Source organism: Corallococcus sp. CA054B (assembly GCF_003611625.1).
Classification (GTDB): Bacteria; Myxococcota; Myxococcia; order Myxococcales; family Myxococcaceae; genus Corallococcus; species Corallococcus coralloides.
Window position 1 is genome coordinate 1 of record NZ_RAVY01000223.1, and the last position, 14,902, is coordinate 14,902.

Consider the following 14,902-nt stretch of genomic DNA (forward strand, 5'->3'; position numbering starts at 1 on the left):
CTCCACCCTCCGACGCAAGCCCCCGCCCTCTCTCCCTGATCCCCATCCCCGGACGGCTCCCCATGCAACGCGCCCACCTCTTCGAGTTCAACGACCTGCCGTGGCTGCCTTCACCGCTGCGCAAGACGATCATGGAGTTCCTGCACCACATGTCCGTGCGGCTGCGGATGTATGACAACGGCTTCGACGCCCTCGCCCGGCTGATGGAGCAGCGGGGCCTCACGTCCATCCAGGCGCTGTGCGCGGGGGACGGCGGGCTGATGCTGGCCCTGTCCCGGCACCTGGGACGCGAGGACGTGCGCATCCAGCTGTCGGACAAGTACCCGTCGCTGGAGCGGTTCGCCGAAATCGAGCGCGAGAGCGAGGGCCGCGTGAGCCACGTCCAGGGCTCCGTGGACGTGCTGAACGTCCCCGAGCAGATGCCGGGCCTGCGCCTCATCGTCAACGCCGTGCACCACTTCCAGCCCGACGCGGTGCGGGGAATCCTGGCGGACGCGGTGGCCAAGCAGCAGCCCATCGTGTTCCTGGATCCCGTCCAGCGGGACCTGGTGTCCGTGCTGCGCTTCACCGCCGCGACGCCGTTCATCAGCCTCTGGTTGAGCCTGGGCGGCATCCGCCCCCTGAGCCTGCGCCGCGTGCTGCTGGGCGCCGTGGTCCCCTTGGGAGCGCTGTGCTTCCTCTTCGACGGCGTGGTTTCGCACCTGCGCGCCTACCACCTCGAGGAGTGGCAGGCGCTCATCCAGCAGGTCGAGGGACACGAGGGCTACGACTGGGACCTGCGCGTGCTGCCGGGCTTCATGGGCGCGCGAGTCTCCTTCCTGGCCGGCGTGCCGAAGGCGCAGGCCGCGGGGAGGGCGTCATGAGCGCCGCGGAGGTGTTGATCGTGGGCGCCGGTCCGGTGGGCCTCTGCCTCGCGCTGGCGCTCGAGCAGCAGGGCGTCCGGGTGCGGATCATCGACAAGGAGCCCTCGTTCTCCGGCGAGTCCAAGGCCGTGACGATCCAGCCCCGGACCCTGGAGCTCTTCCAGATGCTGGGCGTCGCGGACCGGCTCATGAAGGACGGCGTGGTCAACCCCGTCATGAACATGCACGTCGGACGCAAGCGCGTCACCGTGCTGCGCTACGACCGGCTGGAGACCGCCTTCGCCTTCTACCTGCACCTGCACCAGGGGCAGACGGAGCGGGTGCTGGTCCAGGCGCTGGGCGAGCGCGGCATCACCGTGGAGCGCGCCACCGCGCTGGAGGGATTCGAGCAGGACGCGGCGGGAGTGACGGCCCGGCTGGCGCGGGCCGGGGGCGAGCGGGAGGAGGTCCGGGTGCCGTACCTGGTGGGCTGCGATGGCGGACACAGCCGGGTCCGCGCCGTGCTCGACCTGGGGTTCAAGGGCGCGCGGTATGACGACAACTGGATCATGACGGACGTGCGCATCCCCAACATGTCGCTCGCCCGCGACGAGCGCCACGGCTTCATCCTGGACCGGTTCCCCTTCGTGGTGCTGAACCTGGGCAACGACTACTACCGGCTCATCGCCGCGCGGCCCCCCGGGTCTCCGCTCGCGGGACAGGTGCCCACGCTGGAGGAGTTCCGCGCAATCATGACGCCGCTGGGCCTGGGCCACTGGAAGCTGGAGGAGCCCCTGTGGCTCACCCACTACAACCCGAGCCAGCGCCTGGTGTCCGACTACCGGGTGGGGCGCGTGTTCGTGGCGGGGGACGCGGCGCACGTGAACACCCCCATCGCCGCGCAGGGCCTCAACACGGGGGCGCTGGACGCCGTCAACCTGGCGTGGAAGCTGCGGCTCGCGGTCCGGGGCAAGGCGAGCACGGCCCTGCTCGACAGCTACCATGCGGAGCGCCACGCCGCCGCCGTGACGATGTTCGCGCAGAACGACCGGCTCACCCTGCTCGTCTTCGGCGCGAACCCGCTCCTGCGCTTCATCGCGCGCAAGCAACTGCACCTGCTCAACGTGCCCGCGCTGAACCTGAAGAACGTCCTGGGGACCTCGCAGCTGGACCTGCACTACCGCCGCAGCCCCGTGGTGCAGACGGCGCTGGATCCGCCCGGCACCCGCGCGTCCCTGGCCGCGTTCGAGTGGGGCCGGGCCCGTCCCGGAGATCGCGCGCCGCACTGCATGATGCTGGACGCGGAGAAGCACACCGCGATGTACGAGGTGCTCCGGGCGACCCACCACACGCTCTTCATCCTGGGCGGAGCGAAGCCCGACGCGGCGCGGATGAAGGCCGTGGCCGAGCACGCCCGTGAGCAGTACGGCGAATGGCTCATCCCCCACTTCGTGTTCCACGGGCAGATCCCTCCGGGCTTCGACGCCGGCGGCGCGGGCGCCGTGTGGCGTGACGAGGACGGGAAGGTCCATCAGTCCCTGGGCGCGAAGGGCGCGGGCTGCGTGTTGATCCGCCCCGACGCCTACGTCGCCGCGCGCTTCCCCCTGAGCGCGACGGCCGGGCTGGACACCTACTTCAAGGCCCTCCTGACCTGAGAGGGCCCACGGCGGGGGGACGCGGCTCAGGTCCCCCCGCGCATCACCTGGAAGCGCTCCTCCAGCCAGGCGGCCGTGGCCTCCATGAGCTTCACGCCGATTTCATCCACATGCCGGTCGCGCCACGAGGTCAGGGGAGTCCCGCGCACCCACTGGTTGAACGCGCCCATCGCCGGGCCGCAGTGGACCTGGTAGTCGGTGCGCTGCTCGCGGCTCCCGCGCAGGGCCAGGCGCGAGGTGTGGACGAAGTACCAGCGGAACACGAGCGCCATCTTCTTCCGGGGGTTGCGCTCGGCGAGCGCCACCACCTCGGGGTCGACGCGCAGGTAGTGCTGGCGCGTCTCCTCCCAGACCTCGTCGAAGCCGCGGCGGAAGACCTTCTCCTGGAGCTGCTTGCGGGTTTCCGCGTCCAGGGCTTCCAGGGACGGGTGGTGTTGATAGAGCGCGTACAGGCGGTTGGCCCGGGCCGGGAAGAAGAGCCCCTTGCGCACCACCTGGATCTTCGCGCCAAGCTCGAACATGTCCCCCGCGGGCGCGCACGTCACGTCCTGCACGTCCAGCGTCTCCAGCAGGTCCTTCACGGGCTCGCTGGTCCCCGCCTCCACCGTGCACTGGTTGATGGAGCCCGTCACGATGAAGTCCGCGCCCATCAGGAAGGCCGCGGCCGCCGCCTGGGGCGTCCCGATGCCCCCGGCCGCGCCCAGGCGGATGCGGACCGGATAGCGGTGCTCGGCCATCATCCGGTCGCGCAGCAGGCTCATCGCGGGAAACAGGGCGCTGGCGACGCCCTGGTCCGTGTGTCCTCCGGAGTCGGCCTCCACGCAGACGTCCTCGGCCATGGGCAGCTCCCGCGCGAGCAGGGCTTCCTCCCGGGTGAGCTGGCCTGCGCGCACCAGTCCGTCGAGGAGTCCCTGGGGAGGCGGGCGCATGAAGGACTCCGCGACCTCCGGCCGGGACACCTTGGCGATGAGGCGGTTCGGGGCCTCGGCCCGGCCATCCTCGCGCCGCCGCGCGCCCGTCATGCGGAAGCGGACCAGGGCCGGGGTCAACTGCAGGAAGGCGGACGCCTCGACGTCGCGCACGCCCCTGCGCAGGAACAGGTCCACCAGCCCCGCCTCGCGCTCGGGGCGATCGGGGCTGTGCAGCAGGTTCATGCCGTAGGCCTCGCCCGGGCGCAGCGCGGCCTGGATGGCCAGCAGCTCCTCTTCGACGCGCGCCAGCGGGACGCCGCCGGTGCCGAAGAACCCCAGCAACCCCGCGCGTCCCATCCGCACCACCAGCTCCCGCGAGGAGATGCCCTTGTACATGGAGCCCGCCACGTAGGAGAGGCGCACGCCATGGGCGTCACGGAAGGCCTTGCTGCCCAGGGTCTCGGCGCGCATGCCCGTGACGACGGCGGGCGCGGGGGCGCTCACGGCAGGAGGCGACTCCAGCGCGGCCACGGGCACAGGCGCCACGGCGGCGGGGGTCGCTTGACGGATCTGGCTGATGAGGCCCGTAAGGACCTTGCCGTGCCCCACCTCCACGAACTCCTGCTCCCCCCGGGCGAGCAGGGCGCGCACGCTCTGCGTCCACCGCACCGGCGAGTCGATCTGCCGGGCCAGCAGCTCCGCCACTCGCGCGTCCTCGTAGGGACGGGCCTCCACGTTGGAGATGACCGGGAAGCGCAGCGGCGCGAAGGAGAACTCCCGCAGGAAGGCCGCGAAGGCGTCGCGCGCGGGGCGCATGTAGCGCGAGTGGAACGCGGCGCTCACCTTGAGCAGGATGACGTTGCCCCCGGCCGCGCGCAGCTCCGGCGCCACCCGCTCCAGGTCCTCGCGCGGCCCGGAGAGCACCTGCTGGCTGGGCGTGTTGTCATTGGCCAGGTCCAGGGTGCGCACCCCCAGCCGCTCCAGCACCTCGACGATGCGCTCCACGGACAGCCCCACCACCGCGGCCATGCCGCCGCCGGTCGCCTGGGCCATCAGCTCCCCGCGCTTGCGGACCAGGAGGACGCCGGTCGCGAAGTCGAAGGCCCCCGCCGCGAACAGCGCGTTGTACTCGCCCAGGCTGTGCCCCATGGCGTGCTCGGGATCCCGCCCGTGGCGCTCCCGCGTTTCCAGATATGCAAGGGCATTCAGGACAAACAACGCTGGCTGGGTATATCGCGTCTCATCCAGGCGCGAGTCCTGACACACCTCCGCCAGCCGGAACCCGAGCAGGGCGTCCGCCCGGGCCACCAGCTCCGGGTGTCTCGCGATCAGCTCGCCTCCCATTCCCCTTTTCTGAGAACCCTGTCCTGGAAACACGAACACCGTCATGTGTCACACCTGTTTTCTTCACGAGCCCCGGAATCCACGCTGACTTCCCCCCAACCGGAAGCGCCCCACGCCAATACATCCAGGGCTCTGTTTCACACGGCTCCTGAGCTACCATAATCACGGCCGTGAGCCCATCCCGGGCCTTGTCCACGCTCAGTGCCCGCAGTCCAGCAAAGGAAAACACCCTATGAGCCAAGACGCGAAGCTGCATGTCAACATCCTGAGCCCGGAGTTCAACATCAATCCCTACCCATACTACAAGCAACTGCGCGAGCAGGATCCTGTGTATTGGAGCGAGGAGACGCGACACTGGCTGCTCACCCGGTATGAAGACGTCCAGACCGCGCTGAAGGACACGACCCGCTTCTCCAGCCAGAGCAGCGAGACCTTCGTCGTGAACGACGAGTTCATGAAACATCTGGGACCCATCATCACCCACTTCTCCATGTGGGCCGTGATGAAGGACAACCCTGAACACAAGCGGCTGCGCGGCCTCATCAACCAGGCCTTCCGCCCCGACAACGTCAAGGACATCCACCAGCGCGCCCAGCAGACCGCGAACTGGCTGATCGATCAGGTCTACGACAAGGGGGAGATGGACTTCGTCAACGACTATGCCTACGCGCTGCCCGCGATGCTCTTCTCGGTGGAGATCCTGGGGATGAACCGGGACGACCTGCCCACGTTCAAGGCGTGGAGCGTGGACCTGGCGCGGGCGACGGGCCGCATCGACAACCTGGACGTCATGCTGAAGGGCCAGGAGGCGCTGCTGAAGATGACGGACTACATCACGCGCGCCATCAATGACCGCGTTGAGCGCCCGCGCGAGGACTTCATCTCCTACCTGGTCAAGGCGTGGCGCGAGGACAACAAGCTCTCGCTGGAGGAGGTGGTGGCCCAGATGGTGCTGCTCCTGGCGGGCGGCCACACCACCACGCAGAACGTCATCAGCACGGGCCTGCTCGCGCTGTTCAAGCACCCCGAGCAGTTGGAGCGCATGAAGAAGGACCCGCGGATCAACCGGGCCGCGGGCGAGGAGCTCTACCGCTTCACCTCCCCCGCGCAGGCCCCCACCCGCATCGCGGCGTGCGATTTCGAGCTGGGCGGCAAGCAGATCAAGAAGGGCCAGGGCATCATGCCCATGGTGGCCGCGGCCAACCGCGACCCCGCCTTCTTCGACCGGCCGGACGAGCTGGATCTCACGCGTGAGAAGAACCCGCACGTGGGCTTCGGCACGGGCATCCACGTCTGCCCGGGCGCCTTCCTCGCGCGCGCGGAGGTCCCTGTCGCCTTCGAGACGCTCTTCAAGCGCATCCCCAACGTGCGCCCCAAGAGCGACCACGAGGACTGGAACATGAACCTCAGCTTCCGGGGCCTGTCCACGTTCCCCTTGGTCTGGAGCTGAGGTTCCGTTCCCGCCGCTCCTGGCGTCAGCCCGTCGCGCCGAAGTCCAGCGCGACGAGCTTCCGCCGGGAGCGGGGCTCCGCGCGGGCGGATGGGGCCTCCAGCCAGTAGCGCTGGCGCGTGAAGACCACGGGAAGCAGGGGCGCGCGCGTGGGCTGCTGCCCGGCGGGCGCCTCGCTCACGAGCGCGTGCGCGTTGGTCCCGCCAAAGCCAAACGCGCTGAGTCCCGCGCGGCGCACCCCGAAGCGTGGCTCCCACGGCCGGAGCGTGGTGTTGGGGAAGAGCGGCGAGGACTCGAAGTGGAAGCGCGGGTTGGGCGTCGCGCAGTGAAGCGTGGGGGGCAGCTCGCGGTGCATCAGGGAGAGCACCACCTTGATGAAGCCCGCGACGCCCGCGGCGCTCAGCAGGTGCCCGAAGTTGCTCTTGACGGTGCCCACCGCGCACGAGCCCGGGGGAGCGCCCGCTGGCGCGAGCACCTCCGTGAGCGCCTTCAGCTCGATGGGATCTCCGAGCATGGTCCCGGTGCCGTGGGCCTCCACGTAGCCGAGCGTCCGGGGATCGACGCGGCCCTGGCGCAGGGCCTCCTCGATGACGGCGCGCTGCCCCGCGGGATTGGGGGTGGTGGCGCCCATGGTGTGCCCGTCGTTGTTGACGGCCGTCGCGTCGATGACGCCGTAGACGCGGTCCCCGTCCGCCAGGGCCTTGCGCAGCGGCTTGAGCAGGACGGCCCCCGCGCCCTCGCCAGGGACGAAGCCGTCCGCGCGCTCGTCGAAGGTCTTGCACCGGCCATCCCGTGACAGCGCGCGGCTCTCGCTGAGCGTCAGGTAGACGGCCTCATCGAGCAGGATGTCCACGCCCCCGGCCAGCGCCAGCTCGGACTCCCCCGAGCGCAGGCTCTGGCAGGCCAGGTGGATGGCGACGAGCGAGGACGAGCACGCGGTGTCCACGACCAGGGCCGGCCCCTTCAAGTCGAGGAAGTGGGACACGTGGGCGGCGATGAAGTTCTGCCCCGAGCCGAGGACGCCATTGCGCGTGGGCTCCGGCATGCGCGCGGCATAGCCGCTCATCCGCGAGCCGACGAACACCCCCACCCTCCTCCCCGCCACCTCGTGCGCTTCATGGCCCGCGTGCTGGAGGCACTGGACGCTGGCCTCCAGGAACTGGCGCATCAGCGGATCGATGCAGGGGGCATCCGCCCGGGAGATCTGGAAGTAGTCCGGATCGAACAGCTCGATTCCCTCGATGAAGCCGCCCCAGCGGCTGATGCTCCGTCCGGGCTGATGGGTGGGGGAATGGAAGTCCGCGATCCGCCAGCGGGACTCGGGCACCTCGGTGATGAGGTCGCGCCCCTCCCGCAGCACGCGCCAGTACGCCTCCAGATCCGGCGAGCCGGGGAAGTGACAGGCCATGCCAATCACCGCGATGGGCTCCACGTCTCCGGGAGCCGTCACGGGCAGGGGCGCGGGGGAGGCCTTCACCTGCGGCGGAGGAGGAGCCTGCTCCGGAGCGCGCTCGACGCGCAGGGGCTCCAGGGGACGCGCCACGGGAGGCATTGTCCGCGCATGGGCCGCCAGCACGGCCTCGGGGTACGCCTCCACGAGCTGGCGCGTGAGCGCCGTCAGCGTCCGGTGCAGCAGGGGGAGTGACGGGTCCAGCTTCACGCCCAGCCACTCATCCAGATGCGTCACCACCTCGATGACGAGGATGGAGTCCAGCCCCAGGGTCTCGAAGTCCGCGTCGGGGTTGATCTGCTCTGGGGCCAGCTGGAGCTCCCGTGCGAACAACTGGCGGAGCCACTCCGTGGTGAAGGCGCGGAGCTCCGCGTCCGTGGAGCGCGGGGAAGCGGACGCGGGGGCCAGGACCGGCGAGTCGGGCACCACCGGCGCCGCAGGTTCAACGGGCGTGGGCGGCTCGACGAGCGTGGGGCACTCGACCCACGGGCTCGGGCGCGGAAGGTCGCGGACGGGCTGCGGCCGGCTCCGCGTCCGCAGCAGGGCGTCAGGCGCGAAGAGGCCCGGGTCGACCACGGCGGGCAGGAGCACGGCCCGCCCGGAGGCCATCGTCGCATCCAGCAGCGCCAGGCCATCCGCGGTGGAGTGCGCCATCAGGCCGAGGGACTGATACGCCGGGCTCTTCACCTCGCCCATGCCGACGTCCCTCCAGTTGGGCCAGACGACGGACTGATGGGAGACACGGCCCGTGGCGCGCCGGTGCTCGACCCACAGGTTCATGAACGCGTTGGCGGCCGAGTAGTCCAGGAGGCCGACGGCCAGCGACGGCACCTGCGCCGAGACCGACGAGAACACGACGAAGAAGTCGAGCGCGTCCGAAGCGAGCGCGCGTTCGAGCGTGAGCAGGCCTTCGACCTTGGGCTCGAGCACCTTGATCCACTGCCCCAGCGGCTTGCTGGTGAAGGCGGGCGGAGTGAAGAAGACCGCTCCGGCGGAGTGGATGCAGCCCGCGATGGGGCCGAGGGACGCGCGGACCTCGGAGAAGAGCGCCTCCAGCGCGGCGGCGTCCGTCAACGCCCCGCAGTGGACGCGCAGCCGCACGCCACGGGACGCCAGGGCCCGCAGGGAGGCCAGCCGTTCCCGCAGGGCCGGCGCGCATCCGGGGTCGGCCAGGAGCGCGGGCCACTGGTCCTGGGGCGGCAGCGGCTGCACGCCCATGAGGACCAGCCGCCTGGCGCCCCGGGCCACCAGGTGGTGGGCGACCTCCAGGCCAATGCCACGCACCCCGCCCGTGATGACATACACCTTGTCGGCGGACAGGCGAGACACGGGAGCCGGCGAGACGAGCAGGGGCTGCATCTGGTGGACGTAGCGGCGGCCCTTGCGGTGAAGGACCTCGCCACCGGAGTCCCGGTCGCCGTGCTCCTGACGGATCAACGCCTCCAGTTCGCGGGCATCAGCCGGGACGCGCTCCAGGTCCACGGTGCGGGCATGCAGGCCCGCGAACTCCGCGCCGAGCTTGCCGGCCAGCGCCGCCATCACGCCACCGCCGAGATCCAACGGACCGGTGCTCATGAAGGTGCGCAGGCCGCGGGTGAAGTGCAGCAGCGCGAAGGTCTCCGTCCGGCTGCGCTTCAAGAGCGTCTGCCACAGGCCGATCCGGCCGAACGACTCCATCCGCTCCGGCGCGTCCTCCGCGCCCCCTGGCGGCGCGGTGCGGAGGTCGGAGAGGTCGATGATCCCCGCCAGCGGCCCACGGCGACCGTTCAGCTCCTCGCCCAGCCGGACACCGGCCGCATGGCGATCGAAGTCGAGCAGCGCATCGACACCGGGGGTCGAGCTCCCGCAGTTCGCGATGAGGAACAGGCGGGCGTTCCGAAGGGACGCGAGCGCCTGACGTGCCAGGGCGACCGTCTCGTCGTTGACGAGCACGACCAGGGTGCCCTCCAGGTCCAGCGGCTCCGCGGTCCCCTGCTCCTCCACGGCGCGCCACCCCTTCTCCAGCAAGAGCGCGTTCTCGGGGAGCATCGTCACCTCGGGCACCTGTTCGTCGCTCGCGGTGCTCACCGGCGGAGCGGCCTCCGGGACGGGAGCGGGCTCGGCGGAGAGCAGCCCCCGGGTGGCGGAAGCCTGGATCCAGCAGCGCTCACGGGCGAACGGATAGGAGGGCAGCGGGACGCACCGGTAGACGCCTTCCGGAAACAACGCGGGCTGATCCAGGTCCACGCCCAGCACGTACAGCTCGGCCGAGGCCTGGAGCGTGTCGCGCCAGACGGAGGCCGGCGTCTCCAGGTCGAGGCTCCGGAGCAGGCGCCCGTTCACTTCACGCAGGAGGCCCCGGGAGGACTCGGAGATCCCTCCCGAACCGGCGTGCACCTGTGGAGCCGCGGGCGTGTCGCGGAACCGCGTCAGCAGGCAGATCAGCTCCTGGAGATCCGCGGCGACGAAGGCCGCGCGCCGCTCCAGGGCGCCCCGCCCGCGCGCCAGGGTGAAGGCGACGTCCCCCGGATGAGGGGCGTCGCCGTCCGCCAGCGAGCGCTTCAGGCTCTCGATGAGCTTCGCGGCGATACGGCCCAGCGCCTCATGGGTCCGCGCGGACAGGACGAACAGGTACGCGGGGCGCTCGGGCACGGCCGCACGAGGACTGGGAGGCGGTGCCTCCTCCAGCACGAGGTGGCAGTCGGTGCCGCTCGAACTGAAGGCGCTGATGGCGGCTCGGCGCGGCGCCCCCTCGGTCCCCGCCCATGGAGAGGGCTTCGTGTCGATCCGGAAGGACGTCTGATCGACCCACTCCGCGCGCGAGTGGAGCGAAGGTGGGAGCTCCCGGTGCTCGAAGGCGAGGAGGATCTTGAACAACCCCGCCATGCCCGAGGCCGCGCCAGCATGGCCCACGTTGCCCTCGACCGACCCGATGGCGCAGGAGCCGGTGCGCGCCTGGAAGACCCGCGTGAGGGCCTCCATTTCCACATCATCCGGGCGGCAGGCGCCGCTGCCGTGCGCCTCCACGTAGGAGATCGTCTCCGGTTCGATGCCGGCCTGCTGGTGGACCGCGCGAATGAGGCCGGCGCGGCACCGCGCGTCGTCGGAAGCCGGCGCGCCCGGAAGCCGCCCGACCTGGACGCTCTCACAGCCTCGGATGACGCCGAGGACGCGGTCCCCGTCGGCGAGGGCCCGCTCCAAGGGCTTGAGGACCACCACGCCCACGCCCTCGGCGGGGACGAACCTGTCTCCGCGCTCCGTGGCGTGGAGCGCCGCGCGGTGCATGCGAGCGGTGGACATGACGAAGACGCCACCCGCCAGGGCCCACTCCAGGGAGCCCGTCCACAACTGCTGGCAGGCCAACTGGATGGCGACGAGCGAGGACGCGCAGGCCGCGTCCACCACGAGACCTGGCCCCTGGATGCCCAGCAGCCGGGACACCCGGGCCAGGAGCCGCGAGGCGTCATTCTCGGGGAGCCCGGCCGGGTAGTCCGAAGGGGGGATCCCCATGAACATGCCAGCCCGGCGTCCCTCCGCCAGGCGGGGCAAGGAGGCCGCCTCCAGGGCCATCCAGCAGTGCTCCAGCATCAGGCGCTGCTGGGGATCCATCCGCGCCGCTTCCGCGGGGGACAGGCCGAAGAACGCGGGCTCGAAACCCTCGACCTCGTCGAGGAACCCGCCGCGAAGCCCCGAGGTGCTGTCGGTGGAGGCCTCCAGCACCCAGCGGTCCTGGGGCGCGCCTGACACCGAGTCCACCCCCTGACGCAGGTTCTCCCACAACTGCTCCAGGGTCCTGGCCCCCGGAAAGCGGCCTGACATGCCGACGACGGCAATCGGATTGCGGGGGGCCCCGTTCACTACATGCGGCCTGTTGTCGGTGTCACCCACTGGAAATCCCCGTTTCATGAAATTATCCAGGGGAATTGTATCAAACGATTTTAACGCGGACCAACAAGCGAGAGGCCTGGGCGCATCAAGTCAGGGCCGGTATCGCTCCACCTCCTGAAAGAACTGGGTGAGCGAGTAGTCCAGCAGCGCCTTTGCGGGACTGCATGTACCGGCGGGCGCGGAGGAAGGGCAGCCAGACGCGCTCGCCAACACGCACCTGGGACTCTTCCATCTTCTGCCGCGGTACCCACGTCCCACCCAGGTGCCGCACCAGCATGCCGCCCAGGTAGGCCCCCAAACGCCGGTGCGGTATGCCCGCCGATGAGTTCACGCGTGGATCGCTCCGGGAAGTTCTCCCTCCAGAAGTAGAAGTCGAGGTCCGTGAGGGACTCGGGTGTCTCCTCCATGATGGAGGGCACATGGGTGTGCAGCGCTGCCACGAGACCTTCGGCCAGGTTCCCATAGGAAGCGAGCGCGCGATTTCTCACTGTCGAAGTCGGCTGCCGTGGGCCGCAGCACCAGGAAGACGGAGCCGTTGGGGAGTTCCTCCACGACGTGCGCAGGCGTCGAGAGCATCCGCTCGCGACCTACCGTCTCCACCAGCTTCGGACCGAAGACGTTCAGCCAGCACACCTCGTACACCTTGTCGAATCCCTCTCGCAGAACAGCTTCGTCATCGCGGCCGAAGTGGGGCACCCCAGACAACCCATCGTCTGCAACACCATGAGCCATCACATAAGAACTCGGATACGTCGCGACCCAATCACGAACCATATCCACGAGCATGCGACAGCCCCCTATGAGCTGCCGTCCAGCGCACATGCCCTGGCGGGCTGACGCCATATTTCGGGTCTTGTTTTGCCCTTCATTGTGCGCAAGATGCGTGGGAAAATCGATGAAAGGCGAAGCCGTCATGAATACGAAGACTTCCTTCCGGCGCTACCGAACGCTGTCCCTGTTGGTGGGCGGGTTGCTGCTGACGTCCTGCGAAAAGGACCCGGCGAAGCCCGATCCAGTTCCGGACGACGTCGAGCAGGGCCCGATGAATCCCGGGACGCATGGCGAAGGGGAGCTGACGGAGCCGGGGCAGCAGGTCCGCTATGAACTGGCCACGAAAGCCGGACACTTCTACCGGTTCAGCTGCCAGGAGGACACCCTGTCTAGATGCGAGGTGCGGAGGCTCGATCCGGGCACGCTGGAGCCCCTCCCGCCCGCCACCGACATGACTTACGAGCCCACCTACGTTATCTGGCGTGCGGCAGTGGACGAAACCGCCATCGTGGACGTGCGTTCGTCCCGCGACCTGCAGGTCAAGGTCGGCCGGTATACCTTTGACTTCTCCGAGACCGAGGACGCCGAGCCCAACACGGTGCAGGACGCCATTTCCAAGGAGGTCCCGTCCGACTTCACCGGCGTCTTGAACGCATCGTTCCCCGATGACGTGGATGTCTTCCGGTTCTCCATTCCAACGGGGCACATCCTGGCGGTGCGCTGCGTCGGCACGTCGGGCCCCTCCAATGGCCCCTCATCGGATATCGTGAGGGCGGATGGCACCGTGCTCAACACGTATGGCTATGCGGGCCCCAGGTACGGGGAGGCAGCGCTGTCCGCCGAGAACGACACCGGAGAGGACCTCTTCCTGCGTGTCTTCACCGGGGTGAAAAGCAGGCCTGTGGAGGGCTATCGCTGCCTGACGGCGGATGACGGAGTGGACGATCATCCGGATGCGCTGCCAGAGGCCACGGTGGTGACGGTGCCCTCGACGACCGACGTGAAGTTCTGGCCCGAGGGTGATGTGGACCTGCTCGCGGTGGACCTCGTGGAAGGTCACACGTACCGGGTGTCCTCGATCAGATTCCCCTTCTATGCCGCCACGACGGTGCTGGATGCCCAGGGCACCGTCCTCGCGAAGGACCTCGAGGACCCCATGCGCCTGGTTGCCGAGTTCACGGCGCCTTCCACCGCGCGCTACTTCCTCTCGCTTCGTCGCGCCCGGGGGGACGGTGTCACGCTTTTCCTCTACCCCACGGACTTCAAGTACAGCATCTCCGATGTCACGCCGTAGCTCCTGACTGCCCCAGCGCGTAGAGGTTGCCTCCAGAAAACGCCACCGGGCCGCCCCTGAGACGAGGTAGCGCGCTCCGGGCTGGCCCAGGGCCGTCGCCAGCCCGCCGACGCCCAGGCTGAAGTCCCGGTGGAAGGGTTGCGCCTCCACCCGCCCATCCACGTCCCCGGCCCCAGGAGAAGCCCTCCATCATCCCCAACCACACCGAGTTGGGCGTGTCCCCTCCCACCATGAAGAGGCGCACCACCTGCCCCCAGTCGGACAGCGTGTCCCAGTCCTCTTTCCTCACGAGGCCCGCGCCCTCTCCTCCGCCCCACAGCCGCAGCCGCACCGGCGTACCGAGAATGAGGCGGACCGACTCCCCCTTCCCCAAAGCCACCATGGGCTCCACCTGCACGAAGCCTTCCGCAGTGCCCTCGCTCCTCCGAGGCAGCAACGTCAACGTCGCCGCGTCCATGCGCAGCAGGTTTGTCCACGGCGGTGTTGAGTCGGCCGTCGCGGACGCAGAGGCCTCCTCCTCGGGCTGAGCCTCTCCATCTTCCCCCTCCCCGGAAGACTTGTCGGAGATGGCCTCCTCCAGCCTTCGCACGGTGGCGTCGAAGTCTTCTGGAGTGATGGCCTCCTGCGCCCCTCCGGCCCCGGGCAACAGCAGCAGCAAGACGACGGCCCAACTCCAATGCATGCCCATCGACCCCTCCGTGGCAGGCCCCAGCAGGGGCGCTCAGCACAGAGGTTCCCTGTTCAGTCCGACAAGGCGGAGGACCGGGTGGGGCATTGCACTGAAAAAGTCACATAAGACCCGGCCTGCCGGGGGATAGACAGACGTGCCACGCCACGCTACGGCGCCAGCCGCGCGAATAGGAATGACCGTGGCAACACTCCACAGCGTCCGTCAGGCATGCTGCACGACGAAGCGCAGACCGCTACTCGCGCACGACGACCGCTAGCGAGTGCCTTACATGGTGCAGGAGGTCCCTGCGCAGCTCGCGAGTCCAACGCATACATCGAGGTGCAGTGATTGAAGGTTGTATAGGAGCGTCGACATCAGGGCGCCCGCAGCCATCAGTGAGTCGCGCATTCACTCGCGCACACTCCAGCTCATGGGAAGGTGATGTCGCCCAGGGTGACGGTGCGACGCCCATCCGCATCCCAGCTGAAGCATCCCCTCATCTGAATCAGATAAGTCCGAAGGCTTCTCGGAAGACGGCGTGCTCGCGAACGAGTTGTGCGAATCGCTCCACCAACGGGCGGAGTCGTTCATCGCTCATGCGCGGCATGGCCATGAAATAGTAGGTGCCTTGGGTGAAGAGCGAGTGCG

General features: G+C 69.3%; 7 protein-coding genes and 1 pseudogene. 4 read left to right on the forward strand and 4 right to left on the reverse strand.

The features are described 5' to 3' along the window. Positions 1–62 precede the first annotated feature (62 nt). Positions 63–863, forward strand: coding sequence for a hypothetical protein (locus D7V80_RS35210; protein WP_120592264.1), 801 nt, complete (start codon positions 63–65; stop codon positions 861–863). Next, a complete protein-coding gene (locus D7V80_RS35215; protein WP_120592265.1) occupies positions 860–2,497 on the forward strand; it encodes an FAD-dependent monooxygenase in 1,638 nt (545 codons plus the stop codon). Before D7V80_RS35210 ends, D7V80_RS35215 begins: the two co-directional genes overlap by 4 nt. A 26-nt stretch (positions 2,498–2,523) precedes the next feature. Here D7V80_RS35215 and fabD read toward each other — a convergent pair whose 3' ends face one another. Beyond that, positions 2,524–4,797 carry an ACP S-malonyltransferase gene (gene fabD, locus D7V80_RS35220; protein ID WP_120592266.1) on the reverse strand — a complete coding sequence of 758 codons (2,274 nt, stop codon included), beginning with the start codon at positions 4,795–4,797 and terminating at the stop codon, positions 2,524–2,526. Between the two features lie 187 nt (positions 4,798–4,984). Between fabD and D7V80_RS35225 the strand changes: the two genes are divergently transcribed. Next, on the forward strand, positions 4,985–6,202 hold the full coding sequence (locus D7V80_RS35225; protein WP_120592267.1) for a cytochrome P450: 1,218 nt from the start codon (positions 4,985–4,987) through the stop codon (positions 6,200–6,202). A gap of 25 nt (positions 6,203–6,227) precedes the next feature. Here the strand turns inward: D7V80_RS35225 and D7V80_RS35230 are convergent, their stop codons facing one another. Beyond that, positions 6,228–11,537: a type I polyketide synthase gene (locus D7V80_RS35230; RefSeq protein WP_120592268.1), complete on the reverse strand. Its 5,310-nt coding sequence runs from the start codon at positions 11,535–11,537 to the stop codon at positions 6,228–6,230. Between the two features lie 72 nt (positions 11,538–11,609). After that, positions 11,610–12,311: pseudogene (locus D7V80_RS43175) on the reverse strand (hypothetical protein); the annotation flags it as partial. 103 nt (positions 12,312–12,414) lie between these two features. On the opposite strand from D7V80_RS43175, the gene D7V80_RS35240 reads away from it, so the two are divergent. Continuing rightward, positions 12,415–13,584, forward strand: a complete 1,170-nt coding sequence (locus D7V80_RS35240; protein ID WP_147447320.1) for a hypothetical protein — start codon at positions 12,415–12,417, stop codon at positions 13,582–13,584. Here the strand turns inward: D7V80_RS35240 and D7V80_RS35245 are convergent. After that, positions 13,574–14,266 (reverse strand): hypothetical protein, encoded by a 693-nt coding sequence (locus tag D7V80_RS35245; RefSeq protein WP_233585954.1) that lies wholly within the window; start codon positions 14,264–14,266, stop codon positions 13,574–13,576. The two genes, D7V80_RS35240 and D7V80_RS35245, sit on opposite strands and share 11 nt — an antisense overlap. Positions 14,267–14,902: the final 636 nt, after the last annotated feature.

Coding starts and splice junctions, on each gene's coding strand:
- D7V80_RS35210 (WP_120592264.1), top strand. CDS start 63: ATGCAACGCGCCCACCTCTTCGAGTTCAACGACCTGCCGTGGCTGCCT.
- D7V80_RS35215 (WP_120592265.1), top strand. CDS start 860: ATGAGCGCCGCGGAGGTGTTGATCGTGGGCGCCGGTCCGGTGGGCCTC.
- fabD (WP_120592266.1), bottom strand. CDS start 4,797: ATGACGGTGTTCGTGTTTCCAGGACAGGGTTCTCAGAAAAGGGGAATG.
- D7V80_RS35225 (WP_120592267.1), top strand. CDS start 4,985: ATGAGCCAAGACGCGAAGCTGCATGTCAACATCCTGAGCCCGGAGTTC.
- D7V80_RS35230 (WP_120592268.1), bottom strand. CDS start 11,537: ATGAAACGGGGATTTCCAGTGGGTGACACCGACAACAGGCCGCATGTA.
- D7V80_RS35240 (WP_147447320.1), top strand. CDS start 12,415: ATGAAAGGCGAAGCCGTCATGAATACGAAGACTTCCTTCCGGCGCTAC.
- D7V80_RS35245 (WP_233585954.1), bottom strand. CDS start 14,266: ATGCATTGGAGTTGGGCCGTCGTCTTGCTGCTGCTGTTGCCCGGGGCC.